Source organism: Ruminococcus sp. NATIVEDY160, from assembly GCF_045819885.1.
In the GTDB taxonomy this organism is placed as follows: Bacteria; Bacillota; Clostridia; order Oscillospirales; family Acutalibacteraceae; genus Ruminococcoides.
The window spans coordinates 105482-123145 of sequence record NZ_CP162391.1 but is presented as its reverse complement, the minus strand read 5'-3'; the positions used below and the strand labels follow the sequence as shown (position 1 = coordinate 123145).

At 53.8% G+C, this 17664-nt stretch carries 23 protein-coding genes; 8 read left to right on the top strand and 15 right to left on the bottom strand.

Annotation, left to right across the window (positions count from 1 at the left end):
• Positions 1–2: 2 nt before the first annotated feature.
• The 4 genes from AB1I49_RS00635 to AB1I49_RS00620 all read right to left on the bottom strand — a co-directional run bounded on the left by AB1I49_RS00635 (position 3) and on the right by AB1I49_RS00620 (position 2763).
• The gene (locus AB1I49_RS00635; RefSeq protein WP_316609722.1) at positions 3–344 is read right to left on the bottom strand and encodes a branched-chain amino acid transporter permease; all 342 of its coding nucleotides are present in this window, start codon (positions 342–344) and stop codon (positions 3–5) included.
• The gene (locus tag AB1I49_RS00630) at positions 337–1074 is read right to left on the bottom strand and encodes an AzlC family ABC transporter permease (RefSeq protein ID WP_316609721.1); all 738 of its coding nucleotides are present in this window, start codon (positions 1072–1074) and stop codon (positions 337–339) included. The genes AB1I49_RS00635 and AB1I49_RS00630 overlap by 8 nt, the downstream gene beginning before the upstream one ends.
• A 39-nt stretch (positions 1075–1113) precedes the next feature.
• Entirely contained in the window at positions 1114–1818 is a 705-nt protein-coding gene (locus tag AB1I49_RS00625; protein ID WP_407721138.1) for a Crp/Fnr family transcriptional regulator, read from the bottom strand.
• Positions 1819–1992: 174 nt separating this feature from the next.
• Positions 1993–2763 carry an exonuclease domain-containing protein gene (locus tag AB1I49_RS00620; protein WP_407721137.1) on the bottom strand — a complete coding sequence of 257 codons (771 nt, stop codon included), beginning with the start codon at positions 2761–2763 and terminating at the stop codon, positions 1993–1995.
• A gap of 495 nt (positions 2764–3258) precedes the next feature.
• Here AB1I49_RS00620 and AB1I49_RS00615 point away from each other — a divergent pair, with 495 nt between their 5' ends.
• On the top strand, positions 3259–4674 hold the full coding sequence (locus AB1I49_RS00615) for a L,D-transpeptidase family protein (RefSeq protein ID WP_407721136.1): 1416 nt from the start codon (positions 3259–3261) through the stop codon (positions 4672–4674).
• On the opposite strand, the gene AB1I49_RS00610 is transcribed toward AB1I49_RS00615, so the two are convergent.
• Positions 4645–5103 carry a hypothetical protein gene (locus tag AB1I49_RS00610; RefSeq protein ID WP_201427495.1) on the bottom strand — a complete coding sequence of 153 codons (459 nt, stop codon included), beginning with the start codon at positions 5101–5103 and terminating at the stop codon, positions 4645–4647. The genes AB1I49_RS00615 and AB1I49_RS00610 overlap by 30 nt on opposite strands.
• 299 nt (positions 5104–5402) lie before the next feature.
• Here AB1I49_RS00610 and AB1I49_RS00605 point away from each other — a divergent pair, with 299 nt between their 5' ends.
• Both AB1I49_RS00605 and AB1I49_RS00600 read left to right on the top strand, forming a co-directional pair.
• A complete protein-coding gene (locus AB1I49_RS00605) occupies positions 5403–6134 on the top strand; it encodes a lysophospholipid acyltransferase family protein (RefSeq protein ID WP_201427494.1) in 732 nt (243 codons plus the stop codon).
• Positions 6135–6145: 11 nt separating this feature from the next.
• Complete coding sequence (locus tag AB1I49_RS00600; RefSeq protein ID WP_201427493.1) at positions 6146–7006, top strand: diacylglycerol/lipid kinase family protein; 861 nt, start codon at positions 6146–6148, stop codon at positions 7004–7006.
• Positions 7007–7040: 34 nt separating this feature from the next.
• On the opposite strand, the gene AB1I49_RS00595 is transcribed toward AB1I49_RS00600, so the two are convergent.
• Together AB1I49_RS00595 and AB1I49_RS00590 are read right to left on the bottom strand one after the other, a co-directional pair.
• Positions 7041–7745: a 5'-methylthioadenosine/adenosylhomocysteine nucleosidase gene (locus AB1I49_RS00595; protein ID WP_407721135.1), complete on the bottom strand. Its 705-nt coding sequence runs from the start codon at positions 7743–7745 to the stop codon at positions 7041–7043.
• 17 nt (positions 7746–7762) lie between these two features.
• Complete coding sequence (locus AB1I49_RS00590; protein ID WP_201427491.1) at positions 7763–8488, bottom strand: 16S rRNA (uracil(1498)-N(3))-methyltransferase; 726 nt, start codon at positions 8486–8488, stop codon at positions 7763–7765.
• Positions 8489–8589: 101 nt separating this feature from the next.
• Between AB1I49_RS00590 and AB1I49_RS00585 the strand changes: the two genes are divergently transcribed.
• The 4 genes from AB1I49_RS00585 to AB1I49_RS00570 all read left to right on the top strand — a co-directional run bounded on the left by AB1I49_RS00585 (position 8590) and on the right by AB1I49_RS00570 (position 12063).
• The gene (locus AB1I49_RS00585; RefSeq protein ID WP_316610733.1) at positions 8590–9141 is read left to right on the top strand and encodes a CinA family protein; all 552 of its coding nucleotides are present in this window, start codon (positions 8590–8592) and stop codon (positions 9139–9141) included.
• Positions 9142–9150: 9 nt separating this feature from the next.
• Positions 9151–10149 (top strand): helix-turn-helix transcriptional regulator, encoded by a 999-nt coding sequence (locus tag AB1I49_RS00580; RefSeq protein ID WP_407721134.1) that lies wholly within the window; start codon positions 9151–9153, stop codon positions 10147–10149.
• A gap of 141 nt (positions 10150–10290) precedes the next feature.
• Positions 10291–11130, top strand: a complete 840-nt coding sequence (locus AB1I49_RS00575) for a helix-turn-helix domain-containing protein (protein ID WP_407721133.1) — start codon at positions 10291–10293, stop codon at positions 11128–11130.
• Positions 11131–11268: 138 nt separating this feature from the next.
• Positions 11269–12063 (top strand): hypothetical protein, encoded by a 795-nt coding sequence (locus AB1I49_RS00570; protein ID WP_407721132.1) that lies wholly within the window; start codon positions 11269–11271, stop codon positions 12061–12063.
• A gap of 284 nt (positions 12064–12347) precedes the next feature.
• Here the strand turns inward: AB1I49_RS00570 and AB1I49_RS00565 are convergent, their stop codons facing one another.
• The 7 genes from AB1I49_RS00565 to AB1I49_RS00535 form a co-directional block, all read right to left on the bottom strand.
• Positions 12348–14024 carry an alpha-amylase family glycosyl hydrolase gene (locus AB1I49_RS00565; protein ID WP_407721688.1) on the bottom strand — a complete coding sequence of 559 codons (1677 nt, stop codon included), beginning with the start codon at positions 14022–14024 and terminating at the stop codon, positions 12348–12350.
• Between the two features lie 41 nt (positions 14025–14065).
• Complete coding sequence (locus tag AB1I49_RS00560) at positions 14066–14614, bottom strand: starch-binding protein (RefSeq protein ID WP_407721131.1); 549 nt, start codon at positions 14612–14614, stop codon at positions 14066–14068.
• Between the two features lie 213 nt (positions 14615–14827).
• Positions 14828–15052, bottom strand: a complete 225-nt coding sequence (locus AB1I49_RS00555; protein WP_407721686.1) for a dockerin type I repeat-containing protein — start codon at positions 15050–15052, stop codon at positions 14828–14830.
• Positions 14946–15176: a hypothetical protein gene (locus tag AB1I49_RS00550; protein ID WP_407721690.1), complete on the bottom strand. Its 231-nt coding sequence runs from the start codon at positions 15174–15176 to the stop codon at positions 14946–14948. The genes AB1I49_RS00555 and AB1I49_RS00550 overlap by 107 nt, the downstream gene beginning before the upstream one ends.
• A gap of 151 nt (positions 15177–15327) precedes the next feature.
• Complete coding sequence (locus AB1I49_RS00545; protein ID WP_316611153.1) at positions 15328–16143, bottom strand: Cof-type HAD-IIB family hydrolase; 816 nt, start codon at positions 16141–16143, stop codon at positions 15328–15330.
• A 70-nt stretch (positions 16144–16213) separates the two neighbouring features.
• The gene (locus AB1I49_RS00540) at positions 16214–16537 is read right to left on the bottom strand and encodes an MGMT family protein (protein WP_243411790.1); all 324 of its coding nucleotides are present in this window, start codon (positions 16535–16537) and stop codon (positions 16214–16216) included.
• Positions 16518–16787: a hypothetical protein gene (locus AB1I49_RS00535; RefSeq protein WP_407721130.1), complete on the bottom strand. Its 270-nt coding sequence runs from the start codon at positions 16785–16787 to the stop codon at positions 16518–16520. The genes AB1I49_RS00540 and AB1I49_RS00535 overlap by 20 nt, the downstream gene beginning before the upstream one ends.
• Before the next feature lie 84 nt (positions 16788–16871).
• Between AB1I49_RS00535 and AB1I49_RS00530 the strand changes: the two genes are divergently transcribed.
• Entirely contained in the window at positions 16872–17165 is a 294-nt protein-coding gene (locus AB1I49_RS00530; protein ID WP_407721129.1) for a hypothetical protein, read from the top strand.
• Here the strand turns inward: AB1I49_RS00530 and AB1I49_RS00525 are convergent.
• The gene (locus AB1I49_RS00525) at positions 17090–17533 is read right to left on the bottom strand and encodes a hypothetical protein (protein WP_407721128.1); all 444 of its coding nucleotides are present in this window, start codon (positions 17531–17533) and stop codon (positions 17090–17092) included. The genes AB1I49_RS00530 and AB1I49_RS00525 overlap by 76 nt on opposite strands.
• Between the last annotated feature and the right edge of the window lie 131 nt (positions 17534–17664).

The window sequence follows — 17664 nt, the reverse complement described above, 5'->3', positions numbered from 1 at the left end:
TCCTAAAATACGAGCTGAACGAGCACCATGTAGAACGCTACGCCCGCGAATACGCTTATCAGGGTGTTGCGCTTCCAGACGTGCAGCCCCACGACGAGCGCCGCCGCCAGAAGCTCGGGTATGCAGTACGGATACTCTATCAGCGACTTGCCCTTGAAGCAGTAGACGACGAGCATTCCTATGACAGCATATGGCAGTACAGTGCCGAGATATGTGATAACGCGCGGCCTTTTTCGTCCCTCGGGGAAGAGTATGAACGGCGAAAAGCGCACAAACGCCGTCACCGCCGCCATCACCGCTATGAGTATCAGCGAGTATGGTGTGTTGATAACGCCGTCAATCATCGCTCTCCACCTCCGCTTTCTTCCCGGTTCCGCCGTCGGGTTCGGGCTGAGTCTTGTCGAGCTTCCTGCGCAGGATAACCAGCTCGAAGGCTATCAGCGTCATCGCGGGAATGATGAACATGTCGGGGCCGAAGGCGAACAGACATACCGCCGTTGTCGCCACGCCGAGGATCGCGGGCAGGTGCTCCTTTGTGCTGAGCCACTGTTCGACCATTATCACAATGAAAAGCGCGGTCATCGCGTAGTCTATGCCCTCGTTTGAAAACGGCAGCACGCCGCCGATTATCGCGCCGAGGGTGCAGCCCGTTATCCAGTAGAGGTGGTCGAGGGCCGTCAGGAAAAAGTAGTATTTCCGCTTGCTTATCGTGTCGTCGAGCTGCGCGGAACAGACGACGGAGTAGGTTTCGTCGGTCAGACCGAAAATCAGGTACGGCTTGACAGCGCCCATGCCCTTGTACTTGTCGAGCAGCGAGAAGCCGTAGAAAAAGTGGCGCGCGTTGATTATCAGCGTCATGAAGGCGGTGGTGAGTATCGTCGCGCCGCCCGCGAGAAAGTCGACGCCCGCGTACTGACCCGAGCCCGCGAACATGGTTATGCTCATGAGTATCGCCCACCAGAAGCTGTAGCCCTTGCTCTCGAGGAGCACGCCGAAGCCGAAGCCGAGGGCGAGATAGCCCGCAAGTATCGGCAGGCTGTCGCGAAATGCGCGTTTGAAAGTCCGTTTTGTCATAAATCTTCCTTCTGTAATCCGTATCCCAAATTTTTCATATCAATATTTAAACAGCCGCGTGCCGAGTATCCGGAAGCGGCTGCGGTTGAAGTCGATAACTCCCTCTTTTTTCAGCTCGCCGAGAGTCCGCGAGAGCGACGCCCTGTCGACCGCGAGGTAATCCGCAAGCTCCTCGCGCGAGAACGGCACAGTGAATTCGTAGCACCGCACTCGTTCGGCGTAGTAGTACAAAAAGCGCATGACCTTGTCCCTGACGGTGCGCTTTGAGAGGCAGGCGAGGTGCTGGGTCATCTCGTAGTAGAGGTTCTTCTGACCCGCGATGAGGTTGACGAGGATCTTGTGCTGAACCTGAACGTCGCCGAGCTCCTGTACGCGGATAGAGTCGGGCGTGAACATTATCATCTCAGCGTCCGACGACGCGACGAACTCAACAAGCGAGTTCTGGTAGTCGAGCATCGAGCAGAGAAGTCCGCTTGTTTCGCCGTCCTCGAGCGAGCGCAGAAGCGTGCGCGTGCCGTCGTAGCCCACGCTGTAGATGTGGGTCACGCCCGTGATAACAAGCCCTATCATGTGTGAGAACTCGCGGTCAAGGCGCATTCGCTGACCTTCGTAAAGCTCGACGTAGACAGGGTTTGCGTGGACGATGAAGGAGCGGATTTCGTCGCGGTTCATGCCGCGGAAAAGCACCTTGGACTGTAATATTTCAATGTGTTCCTCGCGGAAATGGTCGAGATATCTTTCCATATAATTTCACCTTAATGATTATAACATATATTTTTGCAAATGCAACAGATATGCAACAAAAAAGCAACGTTACTTATCGCGGGAACACTTCCCGCGAAAATGCAACGCTGCCTGAATATTTAACCTATAGTACGCGAGGAGCCCGCGGGCGCTTGCCCGCTGTCAAACCTCTTTTTATTGCTTGTTCCTGCGCCAGATGAAGCCGCTGTAGGGCTTGTCGCGTTCCATTGCGAGCGAGATCTTGTTGCTGATGTTCTGCTTCTCCCTGACGGTGAGCTTCTTCTTGAGCTGCGTCTGAGAGAGCCACTCGGCAGCCTTGCCGCAAGAGGCAAAGGTGATCTCGAACTCGTCGCGGAGAGCCACTACGCTGTGCTTGCCGGTATGGACGATATCCGCCGGGGAGGGAAGCTCCTCCTCAAACGGGCACTTGTCGATGACCTCGCTGCGCGACCGGAAAAATACCTCGCGCAGATATACCGCGTCGTCGAGGGAGTTGTGCCGCTGCACGATCTCCTCGCCGCGGTAGTAGGACACAGCCTTCGCAAGTCCGATGGAACGCTTCATCTTGAAATGCCGTCTGAGCTCGACCGAAAAGTCGACTATGTTGGCGATGATCAGGCTCAGAGCAGTCTGGGCGCTGAAATCCGTGACCGCACCGACCGTGTTGAGCGCAAACCGCCTGTCACAGTCGCCGTAGCAATAGAACTTCAACGCCTCGCTTTTGTCGAGCCAGTCGTAGAAACGGGCGAAAACCTCGTCCGCCTCGGGCGCGGCGAGAACCTCCCCGCGCGTTATGCCCGTCAGCTTGGTGATGAAGTCAGTCACCTTTTTCGGTTTTTTCGGGCGCACCAGAGAGTAGAAGCTCCGTCCGCTCTCGTCAACACAGCCCACCGAGATTATCTCCTCGGCAAACTGCGACGCCTCAAAATCGATGAAATACCTCATAGTCGTCCCTTTTTTTAAGCGTTCCTTATAGATAGAAAAACAGCACCGCCGCGTTTGCTTATAGAAGACATTCTGTGTTTTATTCTTCACGCGGCAATGCTGCAAGTTTTGAACATCAGGTTCTGCCATCCTTTAGTTCATTACAATTATATCATCTTTTTCAATATAATACAAGTTAATTTGGAAAACAATGTTGCTATTTTCCGGTGCCTCTTCTGTCATTTTTTGTAACAAGATATAATACGCGCTGATTTTCATGGCTTTTTTCGGTCATTTCAGTGCAGTTTCTGCCCCGGAAATATCATATTGTCAAAAATACCCCCAAAATTACCCGACGCATTGGCAGTTCATATAAAAAGCAGCTTTTCGCCGCAAAAATTTCTCTCAGGGAATTGACAGACCGCGGCAAAATAATATATAATAATCTAAATATCGATAACAGCCTATCTGAAAACCAAAACTTTGTATAATTTACGAGAGAGAGATGGAAGGTATATGAAAAAATCAAGAATTGCCCTTTCGGTGATCCTTGGCTCCGTGGTTCTGGTTTCCGCTGTCGCGGTAAGCATCTTCGTCGTCGCGAACGACACCGCCGCGTCGTCCCCGGCTCAGACCGCCGACGTCGCAAAAATGTCGCCCGCCTCGCTCAACGAAAATGCCGCGCTTCCCGTTCAGTCGCGCGGTGTGATCGACACAATCAAAAAAACCAGCTATGAGCCCGACCGCATTGACCTTTCGTGGGACGCTGCCGACGACGCCGACGGATACTCTGTCTATATCTGCGACAGGGACAGCTCCGAGGACTACGTCAAGGCAAAGGACGTCACCGAGCCAGAGGTTTCTATCGGTGAGCTCAAGAGCGGCACCCAGTACTGGATCAAGATCGTTCCCTACACCGTGATCGACGGCGAAACGAGAGAATATCCCGAGTCCGTCAAGAAAACCGCCACCCAGGCAGGCGAGGTCTCGAACCTCCACGTCCTGCACAGCTCCGACGAGATGGAGATCGGCTGGGACAAGTCCGACACCGCCGACAGCTACCGCGTTTACCGCTCCGTCGAGGACGGCAAGTACACGCTCGTCGGTGAGATAAACGACGCCGACAAGACCTCCTTCGCCGACGACGACGTCAAGGAAGGCGTTCTCTACACCTACAAGGTCTGCGCGAACCGCACTCTGTACAACGGCGTCAACTACCCCTCAGAGGGCAGGACGATCCAGCTCGTCTGCGGAATGAGCGCGCCTACCGACCTCATCGCGACAAGCGAGGCGTCCAGAGTTCACCTGAGCTGGAACTACAACACCTATGCCACGGGCTACAACATCTATGTCGCTCACGGCGACAGCGACCTCGAGTACCTCGACGCGACCGAGAGGAACTACTTCATCACCGACAAGCTAACCGCAGGCGACACCTACACCTTCCGCGTTGAGCCGTACTATGTGCTCGGCAATAACAAGGAAGCCCGCGGCACATACACCACCTGCGAGATCGAGGTTTCCAAGGCGGAGGGCAAGAACAACGCCGCCACCGCCGCCGGAAGCGGTACGTATATTGAGATCAGCATTTCGCAGCAGCACCTCTGGTACTACGAGAACAACGAGCTGTATCTCGACACCGACGTTGTTACAGGCAACAACGACGGCGAGTGCAACACTCCCACAGGCCGCTACAGCATCAGCTCACGCGCTGTCAACACCACCCTCACAGGCCCCGGATATTCGTCCTTCGTCAACTTCTGGCTGGGCTTCAACGGCGGTATCGGAATCCACGACGCGAGCTGGCGCTCGTCCTTCGGCGGCACTATCTACAACGGCAACGGCTCTCACGGCTGCGTCAACACGCCTTATGACAAGGTAAAGATCCTCTATGAGCGCACCTCATACGGCACGCCCGTAATCGTATATTAAAAGCAAAAACGCACGCTGAACGCGTGCGTTTTTCTTATTCTCATACAGCAGCTTATCCGCCCTCGAGATCGCCTCGTGAACGGCGCTGAGGTCTGCGGCTGTCAGTCTGACAAAGCCGTAGGCAAAGCTCAGCTCGGGTCTGCCCTTGTCGGTCGAGTATTCCCTGAGGCAGATATCCGCGCCCACATAGGACGGTATCATGCGGCTGAGCGAATGCCTGTTATAAAGATGGGTAAGGCTGTCGTGGTTGGCTATATCCTCGAGCGCGCCGTTGAGCTCCTCGACGCGGAGCTTCTGATTAAGGCTGTTGACCCCGACGCGGTAGCGCACGATCGAGCTGCCGACGAGTATCAGGATAAAGAGCGTGTAGTTGATCGGCTGGATCTTGCCGGGCTTGAGCCAGTACAGCAACGGTTCTTTGAGCTTCATGCAAATTACCTCGTAACTATTATTTTGTTTTAAAAAATTTATGGAGCAATTGTGCTGATTGGTACATTGCTCACTGTTATTTTAACACTATTTGAGGGTGTTTTCAACATCTGCGGCGCAAGTCTTTTCACGATTCCGAAATTTCATAAAAAAGTACAAATGCCCGCGGCAACGCCTTTTGTTTTTGTCGTTATTCCGTATTTTTCCGCACTCAAAAAACGTATTTATTTGTGGAAATCGTTGACGTTCGGTCGATTTTTGTATATAATTATAGTATCTTATTATAAGGAATGTAAATTATGGGAACCGTTATTTTTTGGATCATTTTCTGGATAGTTATCGCTGTGCTCGCGTTCTGTCCGCTTTATTTCATCTTTCTCTTCATCGTCGGGCTATTCGTCGACATGAATAAGGAGTACGAGCACGACAGCAAATTCTTCCGCTTCCTGCTGACGAACTCCACCGCCGTCGCGGCAAAGCTCATTCGTATCCGCGTCAAGGTCACGGGCAGAGAGCTTCTGCCGAAGGATACAAGGTACCTGCTCGTGTGCAACCACCGCTCGAAGTTCGACCCGATACTGACATGGTACGCCTTCGGAAAGGAACAGCTCTCGTTCATCTCGAAGCCCGAGAACTTCAAGGTGCCGGTCTACGGAAGGATTATCCACCGCTGCCTGTTCATGGCGATCGACCGCGAGAATCCGCGCAACGCCATGAAAACCGTCAACCGCGCCGCCGATCTGCTCAAGCGCGGCGAGGTCAACGTCGCCGTTTATCCCGAGGGCAGGCGAAACTACGACGAGGGTCTGCTGCCCTTCCACGGAGCGATGTTCAAGATCGCCCAGAAGGCGAACGTCCCGATCGTGGTCATGACCGCGAAGGGCACGTATGAGATCCAGAAGAACTTTCCTCTCCACCGCAGCCATGTCGAGCTCGACGTTCTCGGGGTGCTGTCTGCCGAGGAGATAAAGGGTATGAAAACGACCGCAATCGGCGAGAGGGTCGCCGGGATCATGAATAAAAATCTGTGAGGCGAACAATTATGAAAACCTACGTTATCTACAACAAAAAGTCCAACAACGATCAGGGCGCCAAGGGCGCGTTCAGGATCAAGGAGATCTGGACGCAGAAGGAGCTTGTTTACAAGGAGGTCAATGAGTTCGACACCTATCAGGAGCTGTTCGACAGCATCTCGCCCGACGACGAGGTCGTTGTCTGCGGCGGCGACGGCACGCTGAATTTCCTCGTCAACGAAATCGACTGCGACTCCATCGAGAACCGCGTCTACTATTACCCCACGGGCAGCGGCAACGACTTCTGGACCGACATCGGCAAGAGCGCCGAGGACGGCCCCGCGCTGATCAACGATTACCTCGTCAGGCTGCCGTCCGTCATCGTCAACGGCATGACAAAGAAATTCATCAACGGCATCGGCTACGGAATCGACGGCTACTGCTGCGAAGAAGGCGACCGTCAGCGCACAAAGGCGGGCGACAAGCCGATCAACTACACCTCCATCGCGATCAAGGGACTGCTCTTCCACTACAAGCCCACCCGCGCGACGATCACCGTCAACGGCGAGACCCATGTTTTTGACAAGGCGTGGCTCGCTCCCACGATGAACGGCAGGTTCTACGGCGGCGGCATGATGGCGACTCCCGACCAGGACCGACTCAACACGCAGAGAACAGTCACTACTATGGTTATGTACGGCAAGGGCAAAATAGGAACGCTCGCCGCCTTTCCGTCAATCTTCAAGGGCGAGCACGTCAACAAGACAAAAATCGTCAAGACCTTCGTCAGCAACCGCGTCAAGGTAGCGTTCGACAGACCCGTCGCGCTCCAGATCGACGGCGAAACCGTCCTCAACGTCAGAGAGTACGAGGTCATCACGGCGGAATAAAATAAAAATCCCTTCCTCGGCGGAAGGGATTTTTTTATTCGGCAGTTTGCAGCAGGAACTTGTCCAGCACCTTGACCGTCTTGTCGGCGGCGAGGCGGCAGAACTTCACGAAGTCCATGCCCTTGTTCTCGTCGAGGTCGTCCGAGATCGCCCTGAGTATCGCGAACGGAACCCCGAAGCAGCGGCAGACGTGTCCGATAGCCGCGCCTTCCATCTCACACGCGACCGCGCCGAAGCGGTCGTTGAGCAGAAGGCGTTTCTTTCTGTCCGAAATGAATACGTCGCCGCTCGCGATTATGCCCTGAGCGACGCGAGTGCCGGGCAGCTCCTTACAGATCACCGCGAGCCTTGTCGCGGCTGCCTTGTCGCAGTCAAAATACGTGCACATTCCCTGACCGGGGAGGTTGACCTCGCCCTGCTTGTAGCCGAGGGCGGTGCCGTTCATGTCGTGCTCGACCGCCTTGCTGCCGACAACAAGGTCGCCTACGCTGACGATCGGCGAGAGCGCGCCCGCGACGCCGCTGTTGATGATCAGGCTCGGGCTGTATTCGCGGATAAGCGTCGCCGTACACATCGCGGCGTTGACCTTGCCCTCGCCGCAGACGACGATAACGGCCTCTCTGCCGTGCAGAGCGGCGGTGTAGAACTTCATTCCGCCGATGATTTCTTCCTTTACGTTTTCCGAGAGCGCGACGATTCCGTCCGCCTCAAGCTGCATTGCGCAGATAATACCAATCATTTCCTACTCCTTGATCTCTATGAAAAATTATCCGTCTGGTACATGATTATCGAGAGAGCCGCCAATGGCGCTGTCTCCGCGCGGAGGATACGCCTGCCCAAGGTCGCCGCGACTGCTCCGCTCTGCACCGCGAGCTCCGCCTCGCTCTCCTCAAAGCCGCCCTCGCTGCCGATGAACATTCCGACGCTCTCCGGCTTCTCGCTGAGGATCTCCTTCACGCTTTCGCCGCCGAGCTCGTAGAAGAATATGTTCCGCCCGTTTTCAGCCGACTGCTCCACCGCCTGCGCGAATGACACACACTCGCCGACCTGCGGAATAATTCCTCGGCGGCTCTGCATTGCCGCCTGCAAGGCGATTTTCTGCCACCTCTCGCGCTTCTTGCGCATCGACTTTTCGTCGGGACGCGACACGCACCTCGCGCTGAGCACGGGCACGATACGGCTGACTCCGAGCTCGACGCACTTCCGGACGATGTAGTCCATCTTGTCACCCTTCGGAAGCGCCTGATAGAGCGTCACGAACACGTCCGGCTCGTTCTCGCACCTTTTGCGCGAAATTATGCGCGCTGTCACGCAGTCGCCCGAGACGTTCTCCATCACCGCCTCGCACTGTTCGCCCGAGGGTGTGACGATCGTCACCTCTTCGCCCTGACGAAGCCGCAGAACCCTGATGTGCTTTGCGTTCTCGCCGTCAAACTGATAGACGTCCGAAGGCACCCCGCCCCCGGAGAAAAACCATGCCATACGCATTACTCCGTTCTATAGTATATAAATATAATACTCCAAATCAAAAATAATTGCAATATTAAATATATCGTGCTAAAATAATCAGAGAGGTGACTGCTATGGTAACATTGACATCTGCCGACATCATGGCTCTGCTCAAAAAGAACGGGCTCGAGCCTGACAAGGTCGAATTTGAGGTGGTCGAAAGGCTCCGCGAGAAAAATCTCAAGGTCGCGACCGCCGAGAGCTGCACTGGCGGCCTGATAAGCGAAAGAATCACGCGCGTCAGCGGTGCAAGCGAGGTATTTGACTGCGGCGTATGCTCCTACGCGAACGAAATAAAAGAAAAGCTGCTCGGTGTTCGGCACGACACGCTGAGCATACTCGGCGCAGTATCAGCCGAAACCGCGATACAGATGGCTGAGGGCGTCAAAAAGCTCTCGGGCGCGGACATCACCGTCAGCGTTACGGGAATCGCGGGGCCCTCGGGCGGAACCTCCGAAAAACCCGTCGGACTTGTATTCCTCGGGATTTGCAGCGAAACCGACGCGTACGCCGTCAAGCTGCTCCTCGGCGAGGACAATGAGCGCGACTATATCCGCGCGATGGCGAGCACAGCTGCGCTGTTCATCGTGCTCGAGGAAGTACACAAATACATCGTCATCAGCTGAGGTGGAACCATGCCCAAAAGCGCTAACCAGAAAAAGAAGCTGATTTATCTTCAAAAAATCCTTCTCGAAAAAACCGACGACGCCCACGCAATGACCGTTAATGAGCTCAAGGAAGCGCTCGCCGCCTACGATATCCACGCCGACCGCAAGACGCTCTACGACGACCTCGAGCTGCTCGGCGGCTGCGGACTCGATATCTGCACTATCCGCACCAACACCGTGCGCTACTACGTCGGCAACCGCGACTTCCAGCTCGCCGAGCTGAAGCTCCTCGTCGACGCGATTCAGAGCTCGAAGTTCATCACGCGCAAAAAGAGCCTTGAGCTTATCGGCAAGCTCTCGCACCTCGTAAGCGAAAACGACGCAAAACAGCTTCGGCGGCAGGTCTTTGTCACCAACCGCGTCAAGAACGTCAACGAGAAGATATACTACAGCGTCGACATTCTTCACAACGCCATCTCCGCCGACAGGCAGATCAGCTTTATCTACTACAAGTACGAGGTCGACTTCACCTCGCCCGAGAGAATCAAAAAGGTACCAAAAAAGGACGAGCCGTATGCGGTATCTCCGCTCGCGCTCTGCTGGGACGACGAGAACTATTACCTCATCGCCTTTGACAGCGCAGCGGGGATCATCAAGCACTTCCGCGTCGACAAGATGGAGCGTATCGAACAGCTCGCCGCACCGCGCGAACACAACGATATCATCGACGCCTTCAACCCCGCTCAGTACGCAAAGGCGGTTTTCTCGATGTTCGGCGGCGAGGAAGCCGACGTAAGGCTCTCCGTCGACAACGACAAGATCGGCGTTATCGTCGACCGCTTCGGCACGGATATCATCATCTCACCCGAGAGCGACAAAACTTTTACTGTCAATTTACGTCTTATTTTAAGCCCCCAATTCTACGCGTGGCTCTTCGGAATGGAAAACAAGATAAGAATTATTTCTCCCGAATATGTGAAAATTGCTTTTTACAACAAGATATTGGTGGTATCATCACGGTATTAATGGTCATTTCTTGCTTTTATGTCAATTTTTTATCTTTATGGCAAAAAAACATTGACAAAATACCATTTATTTGATAGAATGATTGTACAATAGGATAAGTTTACACAGCACATTACTTGAACAAATTTTGGGGGATTTCTCATGAGTATTGAACTGCTGAATGCAACTTCGGCATCCAACTCGGCGTTCAGAGTCGTGTGCGGAACCATGCCTCGCGTTGAGAAGAGCATCTCACATCATGAGGCGTTGTTCGGTCACATAAAGCATGGCACTGTCACGCTGGAAACCGCCGACGGAGCAACACAACTGAATCAGGACGATATCTACTTCATATCGCCCAACACAAGGTACAAGCTGACCAAGTATGAAGCCGAAATTAGTGTTATCACCATTAATTTCACAAACCCTGCAGCCGTGACGCAGGACTACCTGGCGCAGAGCATTATCCGTGCTCTGATCAACGGCAACTGCACCAGCTACGCGAAGATTTCTCCGATTGAAGCTCCGCACAGCCGCATTCTGAACTGCATCTCGATTGCCAAGAAGGCTGAGTTCGAGAAGCCTGACTTCTTCCAGCTGCTTGTCTACGGCAAAATGTATGAGGCGTTCTACGAGCTCTTTGCCAACAAGTACGTCCGCATTGTCGACGCCGAGAGCAAGAGCAAGAAGTACCGCGCTCTGCAGAGAGTCACGAACTACATCGACGAGCACTACATCGACGGCCTCTCTCTCGACGAGGTTGCAGCCGCGACAGGAATCAGCCGCTACTATGTATCGCACCTCTTCAAGGAGCTTATGGACACCACCTTCGTGGGATATGTCAACAAGCTTCGTCTGAACCGCGCGGCGATGCTGCTGATGACCTCGGACAGCCCGATTATCGAAATCGCGGCGCTCTCGGGCTTCAACAACCTCTCGAACTTCAACCGTGCGTTCAAGCTGCACTTCGGCAAAACTCCGTCAGCATACCGAAAATCCTAATTGCACCACGTCCCGTTTCCGATGAGACGGGACGTTTTCCTTTTAAATAGCGGAGCATGTCTGCCAACTATCTCCCCTTGAAATCCGCGCAAGCTTGTGCTATAATAGGAACACATTATCAGAATTCAAGGTGAAAGAATGAATAAATTATCCGAGTTTTTCAAGAACCACAAGAAGGTCGTGATGATTTCCGCCACCGTGCTGGCTCTCGCCGTCATCGGAACGGTGGTAATGCTGACCGGCGGTCTGTGGAAGGCAGGCGACGGTGAGGCTACCGCGCTGCCTGCCTCGAACATCTACCCCACAGCGCGCGCGACGGCGGACTCCGTTAACACACCGCCGGCAACCTCAGTTCCCAAAACGACAGCGGCTGCAGCAACAAAGACAACCGAAAAGGAAAACACAACCACAAAGCCAAGCACGACCGCGCCGAGCTCGACGGCTCCCGACGGCACCGTACCCTTCGCCACCGCAATCGCGCCCGATACTCCTGCCGACTATCAGACTCAGTGGGACGCGGGTTATCTCGTAGCCATCGACAACCCCGACTACACCTACTCCTGCTACCACATTTCGCTCACCGACGAGGATCGTGACCTGCTCGAGAGGCTCTGCTACGGCGAATTCGGCTCGGGCGGATTTATCGGAGCCGCGATGATCGCACAGTGCGTCAGGGACGCGATGTGCTTTGACGGCTATTCCACGGTCGAGGACGTTATCAAGTACTGCCGCTACGACGGCAGCACCACCAGCGGCACCAGCGATGAGTGCGTTCAGGCTGTGCGCTATATCTTCGACGACGACGGCAGCGCGGTTCAGCACCGCATGCTCTATATGTACAACCCCTACATGGTCAAGAGCGCCTTCCACGAGAGCCAGAACTTCATTCTCAGCTATCAGGGCGTCAGATTCTTCGACCGTTTCGGATATTGATTCTCCGCCTTTTTAAATGTTCATCTGCATTATTGGTATCATGAACGGCGGGTCAGACGTTTGCGTTTGCGAAAAATGCAGCTGTCCCTGTTATACCTTTGTACTGAATCAAATAAATCCAAACTCAAACTTTAGATTAATCCGTAGGGGAGCTCCTTGTGGGCTCCCCTTCAAATTTGCAGAACAACTGCAATTTTGAAAGACAGCCGCAAGGGCTGTCACTACGTAATACTGCCAACTAAAAAAGGCTTGACCGAAGTCAAGCCTTTCTTTTATGCCTTTAATTACTTGAGATATGTGCCGTTTTCGCCGATCTTGCCGCTGATGCCCTTGAAGCCGCCTGCGCAGCATACATATACTCTCATGTTGCCCTTGCCGATGGAGGGAACGCTGAGTCTGCCGCCGGATACGGTCTGTCTGTCACCTGTTACGGCGTCGATGTAGAGGCCGTCGGGAAGTCCCGTGAAGGTCGCGCCGCCGGAGATGGCTACGCACGCGAGGCTGTCTACGCCGTTAGCGGTGTAGCGGCGTGTGAACGCCATGTTGCCGCCAGATACGTTAGAGGTTGTGTACTGACCCTTCTGGAGAGCGGGTACAGCGCGTCTGATCTGGTTGAGCTGCTGGAGGTGCTTTGCGAGAGGCTTGTTGAGTGTTGTCGCAACCGCGCCGCTCGCGCCTGTGTACTTACCGAAGTCGGTAGCTGTTACGCTGCCCTCGATGTTGTCGCCGAAGTAAGCACGGCCTGTCTTGCTCAGAGGAGCGTTGGGGCCGACGTCGATTTCGGCGCCCTTCTGGAACTCGATCTCGGAGCCGTAGTAGATACACGGAATTCCGCGGAATGTCCACATGAGATCCATGTTCTCAGCCCATGCCTGCTCGCCGCCGATGTAGCGTACCTTCTGGCAGAAGTCGGGAGAGTAGTCGTGGGAGTCAACGTAGGTTACGTTCCATGTGGAGTCGTTGAACGCGTGATCCTCACCCTTCGCGGTGTCGAACGCCTTGTTCGCGTTCTCGAAGTTCCAGTGCATGGTGAAGTCGATAACGCCTGTGCCGTTCCACTTGGAATAGTCGGGAGCATGGTAGGTCACGCCGTTGAGGAATGCGTTGGTGCTCTTCTCGGGAACGCTCTTCTCCTGATACTGGCCGTAGTGCTCCATGGATTTCTTGATGTTTGTGCCGTTATGAGAGGAATCGGTGAACGGAGTTGTGCTGAAGTTGCCGATCCACTTGATGTCGGTTTCCTTCCATGTGTAGAAGAAGCAGGAGTCGGACGCGCCGCCCTCGTTGATGAACTCGCTCCAGCGTGCGCAGACCTCGCCGAAGATGTAGAAGTTCTTGTACTGGCCGCCTGTGAAGTGCGGGAAGTACGCGCTGTTGAGCGTCCAGCGGTTTATGTGCTTCTCTGTGTCAAGACGGAACGCGTCAACGCCCATGTTTACATACTGGGTGTACGCTTCCTTGATGTAATCAGCTACAGGCTGGTTCTCGGTGTTGACGTCGCGGCAGTCGCCCTCGATGGAGCCTGTCTGCTCGGTCGCCTGTCCCCAACCGGCGTTCTCGGGATCGTGATAGTAGCCCTTTGAGTTGTACTTGGGATTCTTGGTCGCCTGCATTACGTCAAGACGCGCCTGGAACTGCTCGCCCGCGGGCAGGCTCGCGTAGTTCGGATAGCCTGTCGCCATCTCGCTGCCGGGAATGATCTCCATGCAGTCCGCGGTGGACAGATCCTTGCTGTAGTTCTTCTTGAAAATCGGGCAAAGGAACGCTTCACCCCAGTTGCCTGTGTGGTTCCATACAACGTCCTGTACGATCTTCATGCCCTTGTTGTGAGCGGCGTTGATAAGATCCTGGTATGTAGCGCCTGAGCTCTCGTAGCGCGGGTCGACCTTTGAGAAGTCGAGCGCGTGATAGCCGTGGTAGTCGTAGCCCGAAGCGTTCTCAACAACAGGAGTGATCCAGATTGCGGAGAAGCCCAGCGCCTTGAGGTAGTCGAGCTTGTCGATCAGACCCTTGAAGTCGCCTCTCCAGGCGGGGTCGGAGTCGAGTTGTTCGCCTTTTGGTCGTCCCAGCAGTGAACGTTGTTGCCCTTGTCGCCGTCGTAGAAACGGGTGGTGATAACGAAGTAGATCGAATCCTCGCGCAGGTCGGTGCGATCCCATGTGACTATATCATCGGGGTCGTGGTCATACCAGCGGCTGTTCTTGTACCACCATTCGCCTGCGTTGCGGGTGAGCTCTTCAGACTGCTTTCCGTCTACAACGAAAAGGAAGTTGATTTTGCTCTCGGTGCTGAAGGTGTACTTGTAGTAGTTGTTGCCTTCATCAATCATCGCAGGTCCCGGATAGCTTGTCTCCTTGTTCTGGGGCAGGCTGTTCCAGTAGTAGATTGAAGGTTTGCCGTCTTCACAGATATAGTGAACCGTGATTCCGACATCAGCGCCTACTTCCTCGCCCGCGTCGTCGGTCTCCGCAGCGGTCGCGGCAAAAATGCCCACCGTGCAGAAAACGCAAGCCGCCAACAGCAGAGCAAGAATTTTCTTCATATGTGCCATATATTCTCCTCCTTATAATCTGAATATGACTATACATTTATATTATAATTTAAGAGAAAAAAATCTATTTTTCTTTTTTAACATTATCCCTTTTGGCACCCTCCAAAGTTTTGACCGCCGATTTGTATATATTGCCCAAAGGCGCTCTTTCATACCCCTCACAGCCGCCTCAGACGATTCAAGGCAGGCTGTAGAAAGCCTGCCTTTTGTGTTTTAATCGAAAGATTTGATTATTCCGGCGATGTACTTCTGGACAGCGGTTGCGTCGTTGATGTCGACCGCGCCGTCCTTGTTCACATCGGCGTACTTGAGCTGCGCCGCATTGAACTTTTCATATGCCGCGGCGTACTTCTGGATAGCGGTAACTGCCTCCGTTGTAATACACGAACTCAGTCTTGCCCGTGACGTCTGCCGCAATCTCAGGCGCGTAATCGTCATCATACGAGACGGCGCTTTCCGTTTCCGCCGCGCTTACCGACGAAACAGACGCAGTCGTCAGAACCGACGCCGCCATGCACATCGACAGAAACAGCGCTGTCAGTTTATTGGTTGATTGTTTCATTTTCTCTCCTCTTTTCATATTATTAATTTCCTTTAGCCGCATACTTTATTGAGCATTAATCACAAAATTATATACATCTGTGCAGAATTACTATCAGCAATATTGTAGTACCGTATTTCCGATTTGTCAACAAAAAAGCCCGACCGTACGGTCAGGCTTTTGATAAAATCATCTGTTCAATTGTTTTCGCGACGCCGTCCTCGTCGTTGGTCTCGCAGACATAGTTGGCGATTTTCTTGACCTCGGGTTCGGCGTTGCCCATCGCGACGCCCATTCCCGCATAGCCTATCATTGTCATGTCGTTGTAGTTATCACCGAAGGCGATCAGCTCCTCGCGGCTGACTCCGAGCTTGTCGAGAAGCACGGGCAGCATCGAGCCCTTGGAAACGCCGAACGGCATTATCTCGAGAAAATACGGCGCGCTCTTGTAGATATCGAGCAGACCGTCGTAGCGCTTGCGCAGAAGCTCCTGGCACGCGTCGAGCTCGAGCGGCTCGCCCGCCAGAAGGAGCTTGTTGAACGGAAACTTGATATCCGCCACAAAGTCCGCGCAGACTATCATCTCGGCATGAGTTACCTCCTGCTCGATGTAGGTGTAGTCGTTGACCTTTGAGTTCGAAAAGATTTTTTTGTCGTCAAAGGTATTGATCGTAACATTATAATCATTGAGCACGCTCACGATGTCGGCGAGGTACTCGCGCGGGAATAACTTCGTCGCGACGGTCTCGTCGGTAGCGCAGCTGATGATTTTGCCGCCGTTGTAGCTGAGGATATAGCCGTTGTAGCGGTCGAGCATGAGGTCGCGCGCAATCGGATAAACGCCCATGGGCTGTCTGCCCGAGGCGATAACCACGCGCTTGCCCTGTTTCTGAGCCTCCAGAAGCGCGTATCGTGTGCGCGGTGTGATTTCTTTACGCGAATTGGTCAGTGTGCCGTCAACGTCAACGGCAATGAGCTTATAGTCCATATCTGTCACCTCTAACCGTATTCACACAATCTTTATACATTATACCACAGTTTGTCGAAAAATGCAAATCTCACTGATTGCGCCACTGATACAACCTGAGGTCGACGTACCCGCCGTCCACCCTGACGCCTTCCGCTTCGAGCAGCCGCCGCTGCTCGTCCGCTCCGCCGAAGGCAAAATGCGGAGCCAGCCTGCCCTGAGCGTTCACGACGCGATGGCAGGGTATCACGCCCGGCATGGGATTTTTGTGAAGGGCGTTGCCGACAGCACGCGCTGCGCCGCCGTTGCCCGCAAGAGCGGCGACCTGTCCGTAGGTCGCGACGCGCCCGCGCGGGATAAGGCACACCGCCGCGTAGATTTTGTCATAAAAGGAGTTATTCTTCGTATTTTTCATCGGCATTCTCTTCGGGTTCATCTTCGGGTTCATCTTCGGAAGCTGCTTCGGGTGCTTCTTCGGAAGGAACGGCTTTTTCGGAACCGCTTTCTGCCATAATGCTGACCATATCCTGAGTGTTTTTCAGGGCACGGCGTTTTTTCTCCTCTGCCTTCTCCATATCCTCGCGCTGAATGCGCTCGATTATCTCGGATATGCTCTCCTCATCCTCGTCGCGATAATTGCCCGTCGCGATTCTGATAATGTTCACGAAATCCGCGAGCGTGAGAAGATCATTCGTGACCAGAAGAATGAAATCGCGGCGCTGAAGCGCGAAATCGAAAAGCGCGACAGAATGATAGAACAGCTCAAGAGCAACATCAAGGCTCTTGAGGATCAGATCAAGGAGCTCAGGAACGAGCTCCAGAAGGTCAAGGCAGAGCTCATCAAGGCGAAGGAACGCATCGCCGAGCTCGAAGCAAAGGTCGCCGAGCTCGAGGCAAGGAGCGCGGAGCTCGAGGCAATGGTTGCAGCCCTGACCGCGAAGGTCGCCGAGCTCGAGGCAATCAAGGCTCAGCTCGAGGCGAAGATCACAGAGCTCGAAGGTATCATCGAGGAGCAGAAGAGAAAGCTCTTCTTGTTTCTCTGACGCTCGGCGCCGCTCTTGTTTGTAAAGCGTGTGCCGTCGTTTGAGGTCGCGGGGTCAAGAAGAATATCCGCGAGCTTTGTGTTGTCGCCCGCTAGGAACTCGTCGATCATCTCGTTTGTAATGACCTTGCCGTACTTGCTGAGATCGGTGCCGTAGTCGTGCATAGCGACCTTGAGCTGAACAGCAACGCTGATATGTACGTCAAGTGTGTCTACACCCGCGAAGGTATTGATCGTGAACCACGCGACGGTCGAGGTGGTCATCGAGAGAAGCGTGATGATCGCAATGAACACAATCAGCCTCCTGCGGCTTTTTGAGCTCATTTTTTCACTCGTCAGCTTCTCGGCTGCCTTTTTGAAAACACCCATTGCAGACACTCCTTTTTTCATCATTTATCGACAAAAGGTACAGTTTTGTATGCATTCACAAAAACATCACATTTGCTTTGTGCAGTTTAAATGCTATTTCTCGCAGCTATTAATCAATTTTTGAGTAATAA

What these genes read in the sequence shown, in the direction of transcription:
- AB1I49_RS00545 (WP_316611153.1), bottom strand. Translation starts at nt 16,143, where the DNA reads ATGGACTATAAGCTCATTGCCGTTGACGTTGACGGCACACTGACCAAT.
- AB1I49_RS00605 (WP_201427494.1), top strand. Translation starts at nt 5,403, where the DNA reads ATGGGAACCGTTATTTTTTGGATCATTTTCTGGATAGTTATCGCTGTG.
- AB1I49_RS00550 (WP_407721690.1), bottom strand. Translation starts at nt 15,176, where the DNA reads ATGAAACAATCAACCAATAAACTGACAGCGCTGTTTCTGTCGATGTGC.
- AB1I49_RS00610 (WP_201427495.1), bottom strand. Translation starts at nt 5,103, where the DNA reads ATGAAGCTCAAAGAACCGTTGCTGTACTGGCTCAAGCCCGGCAAGATC.
- AB1I49_RS00530 (WP_407721129.1), top strand. Translation starts at nt 16,872, where the DNA reads ATGATAGAACAGCTCAAGAGCAACATCAAGGCTCTTGAGGATCAGATC.
- AB1I49_RS00540 (WP_243411790.1), bottom strand. Translation starts at nt 16,537, where the DNA reads ATGAAAAATACGAAGAATAACTCCTTTTATGACAAAATCTACGCGGCG.
- AB1I49_RS00590 (WP_201427491.1), bottom strand. Translation starts at nt 8,488, where the DNA reads ATGGCATGGTTTTTCTCCGGGGGCGGGGTGCCTTCGGACGTCTATCAG.
- AB1I49_RS00625 (WP_407721138.1), bottom strand. Translation starts at nt 1,818, where the DNA reads ATGGAAAGATATCTCGACCATTTCCGCGAGGAACACATTGAAATATTA.
- AB1I49_RS00615 (WP_407721136.1), top strand. Translation starts at nt 3,259, where the DNA reads ATGAAAAAATCAAGAATTGCCCTTTCGGTGATCCTTGGCTCCGTGGTT.
- AB1I49_RS00635 (WP_316609722.1), bottom strand. Translation starts at nt 344, where the DNA reads ATGATTGACGGCGTTATCAACACACCATACTCGCTGATACTCATAGCG.
- AB1I49_RS00620 (WP_407721137.1), bottom strand. Translation starts at nt 2,763, where the DNA reads ATGAGGTATTTCATCGATTTTGAGGCGTCGCAGTTTGCCGAGGAGATA.
- AB1I49_RS00630 (WP_316609721.1), bottom strand. Translation starts at nt 1,074, where the DNA reads ATGACAAAACGGACTTTCAAACGCGCATTTCGCGACAGCCTGCCGATA.
- AB1I49_RS00580 (WP_407721134.1), top strand. Translation starts at nt 9,151, where the DNA reads ATGCCCAAAAGCGCTAACCAGAAAAAGAAGCTGATTTATCTTCAAAAA.
- AB1I49_RS00585 (WP_316610733.1), top strand. Translation starts at nt 8,590, where the DNA reads ATGGTAACATTGACATCTGCCGACATCATGGCTCTGCTCAAAAAGAAC.
- AB1I49_RS00600 (WP_201427493.1), top strand. Translation starts at nt 6,146, where the DNA reads ATGAAAACCTACGTTATCTACAACAAAAAGTCCAACAACGATCAGGGC.
- AB1I49_RS00525 (WP_407721128.1), bottom strand. Translation starts at nt 17,533, where the DNA reads ATGGGTGTTTTCAAAAAGGCAGCCGAGAAGCTGACGAGTGAAAAAATG.
- AB1I49_RS00595 (WP_407721135.1), bottom strand. Translation starts at nt 7,745, where the DNA reads ATGATTGGTATTATCTGCGCAATGCAGCTTGAGGCGGACGGAATCGTC.
- AB1I49_RS00570 (WP_407721132.1), top strand. Translation starts at nt 11,269, where the DNA reads ATGAATAAATTATCCGAGTTTTTCAAGAACCACAAGAAGGTCGTGATG.
- AB1I49_RS00555 (WP_407721686.1), bottom strand. Translation starts at nt 15,052, where the DNA reads ATGACGATTACGCGCCTGAGATTGCGGCAGACGTCACGGGCAAGACTG.
- AB1I49_RS00560 (WP_407721131.1), bottom strand. Translation starts at nt 14,614, where the DNA reads ATGGCACATATGAAGAAAATTCTTGCTCTGCTGTTGGCGGCTTGCGTT.
- AB1I49_RS00575 (WP_407721133.1), top strand. Translation starts at nt 10,291, where the DNA reads ATGAGTATTGAACTGCTGAATGCAACTTCGGCATCCAACTCGGCGTTC.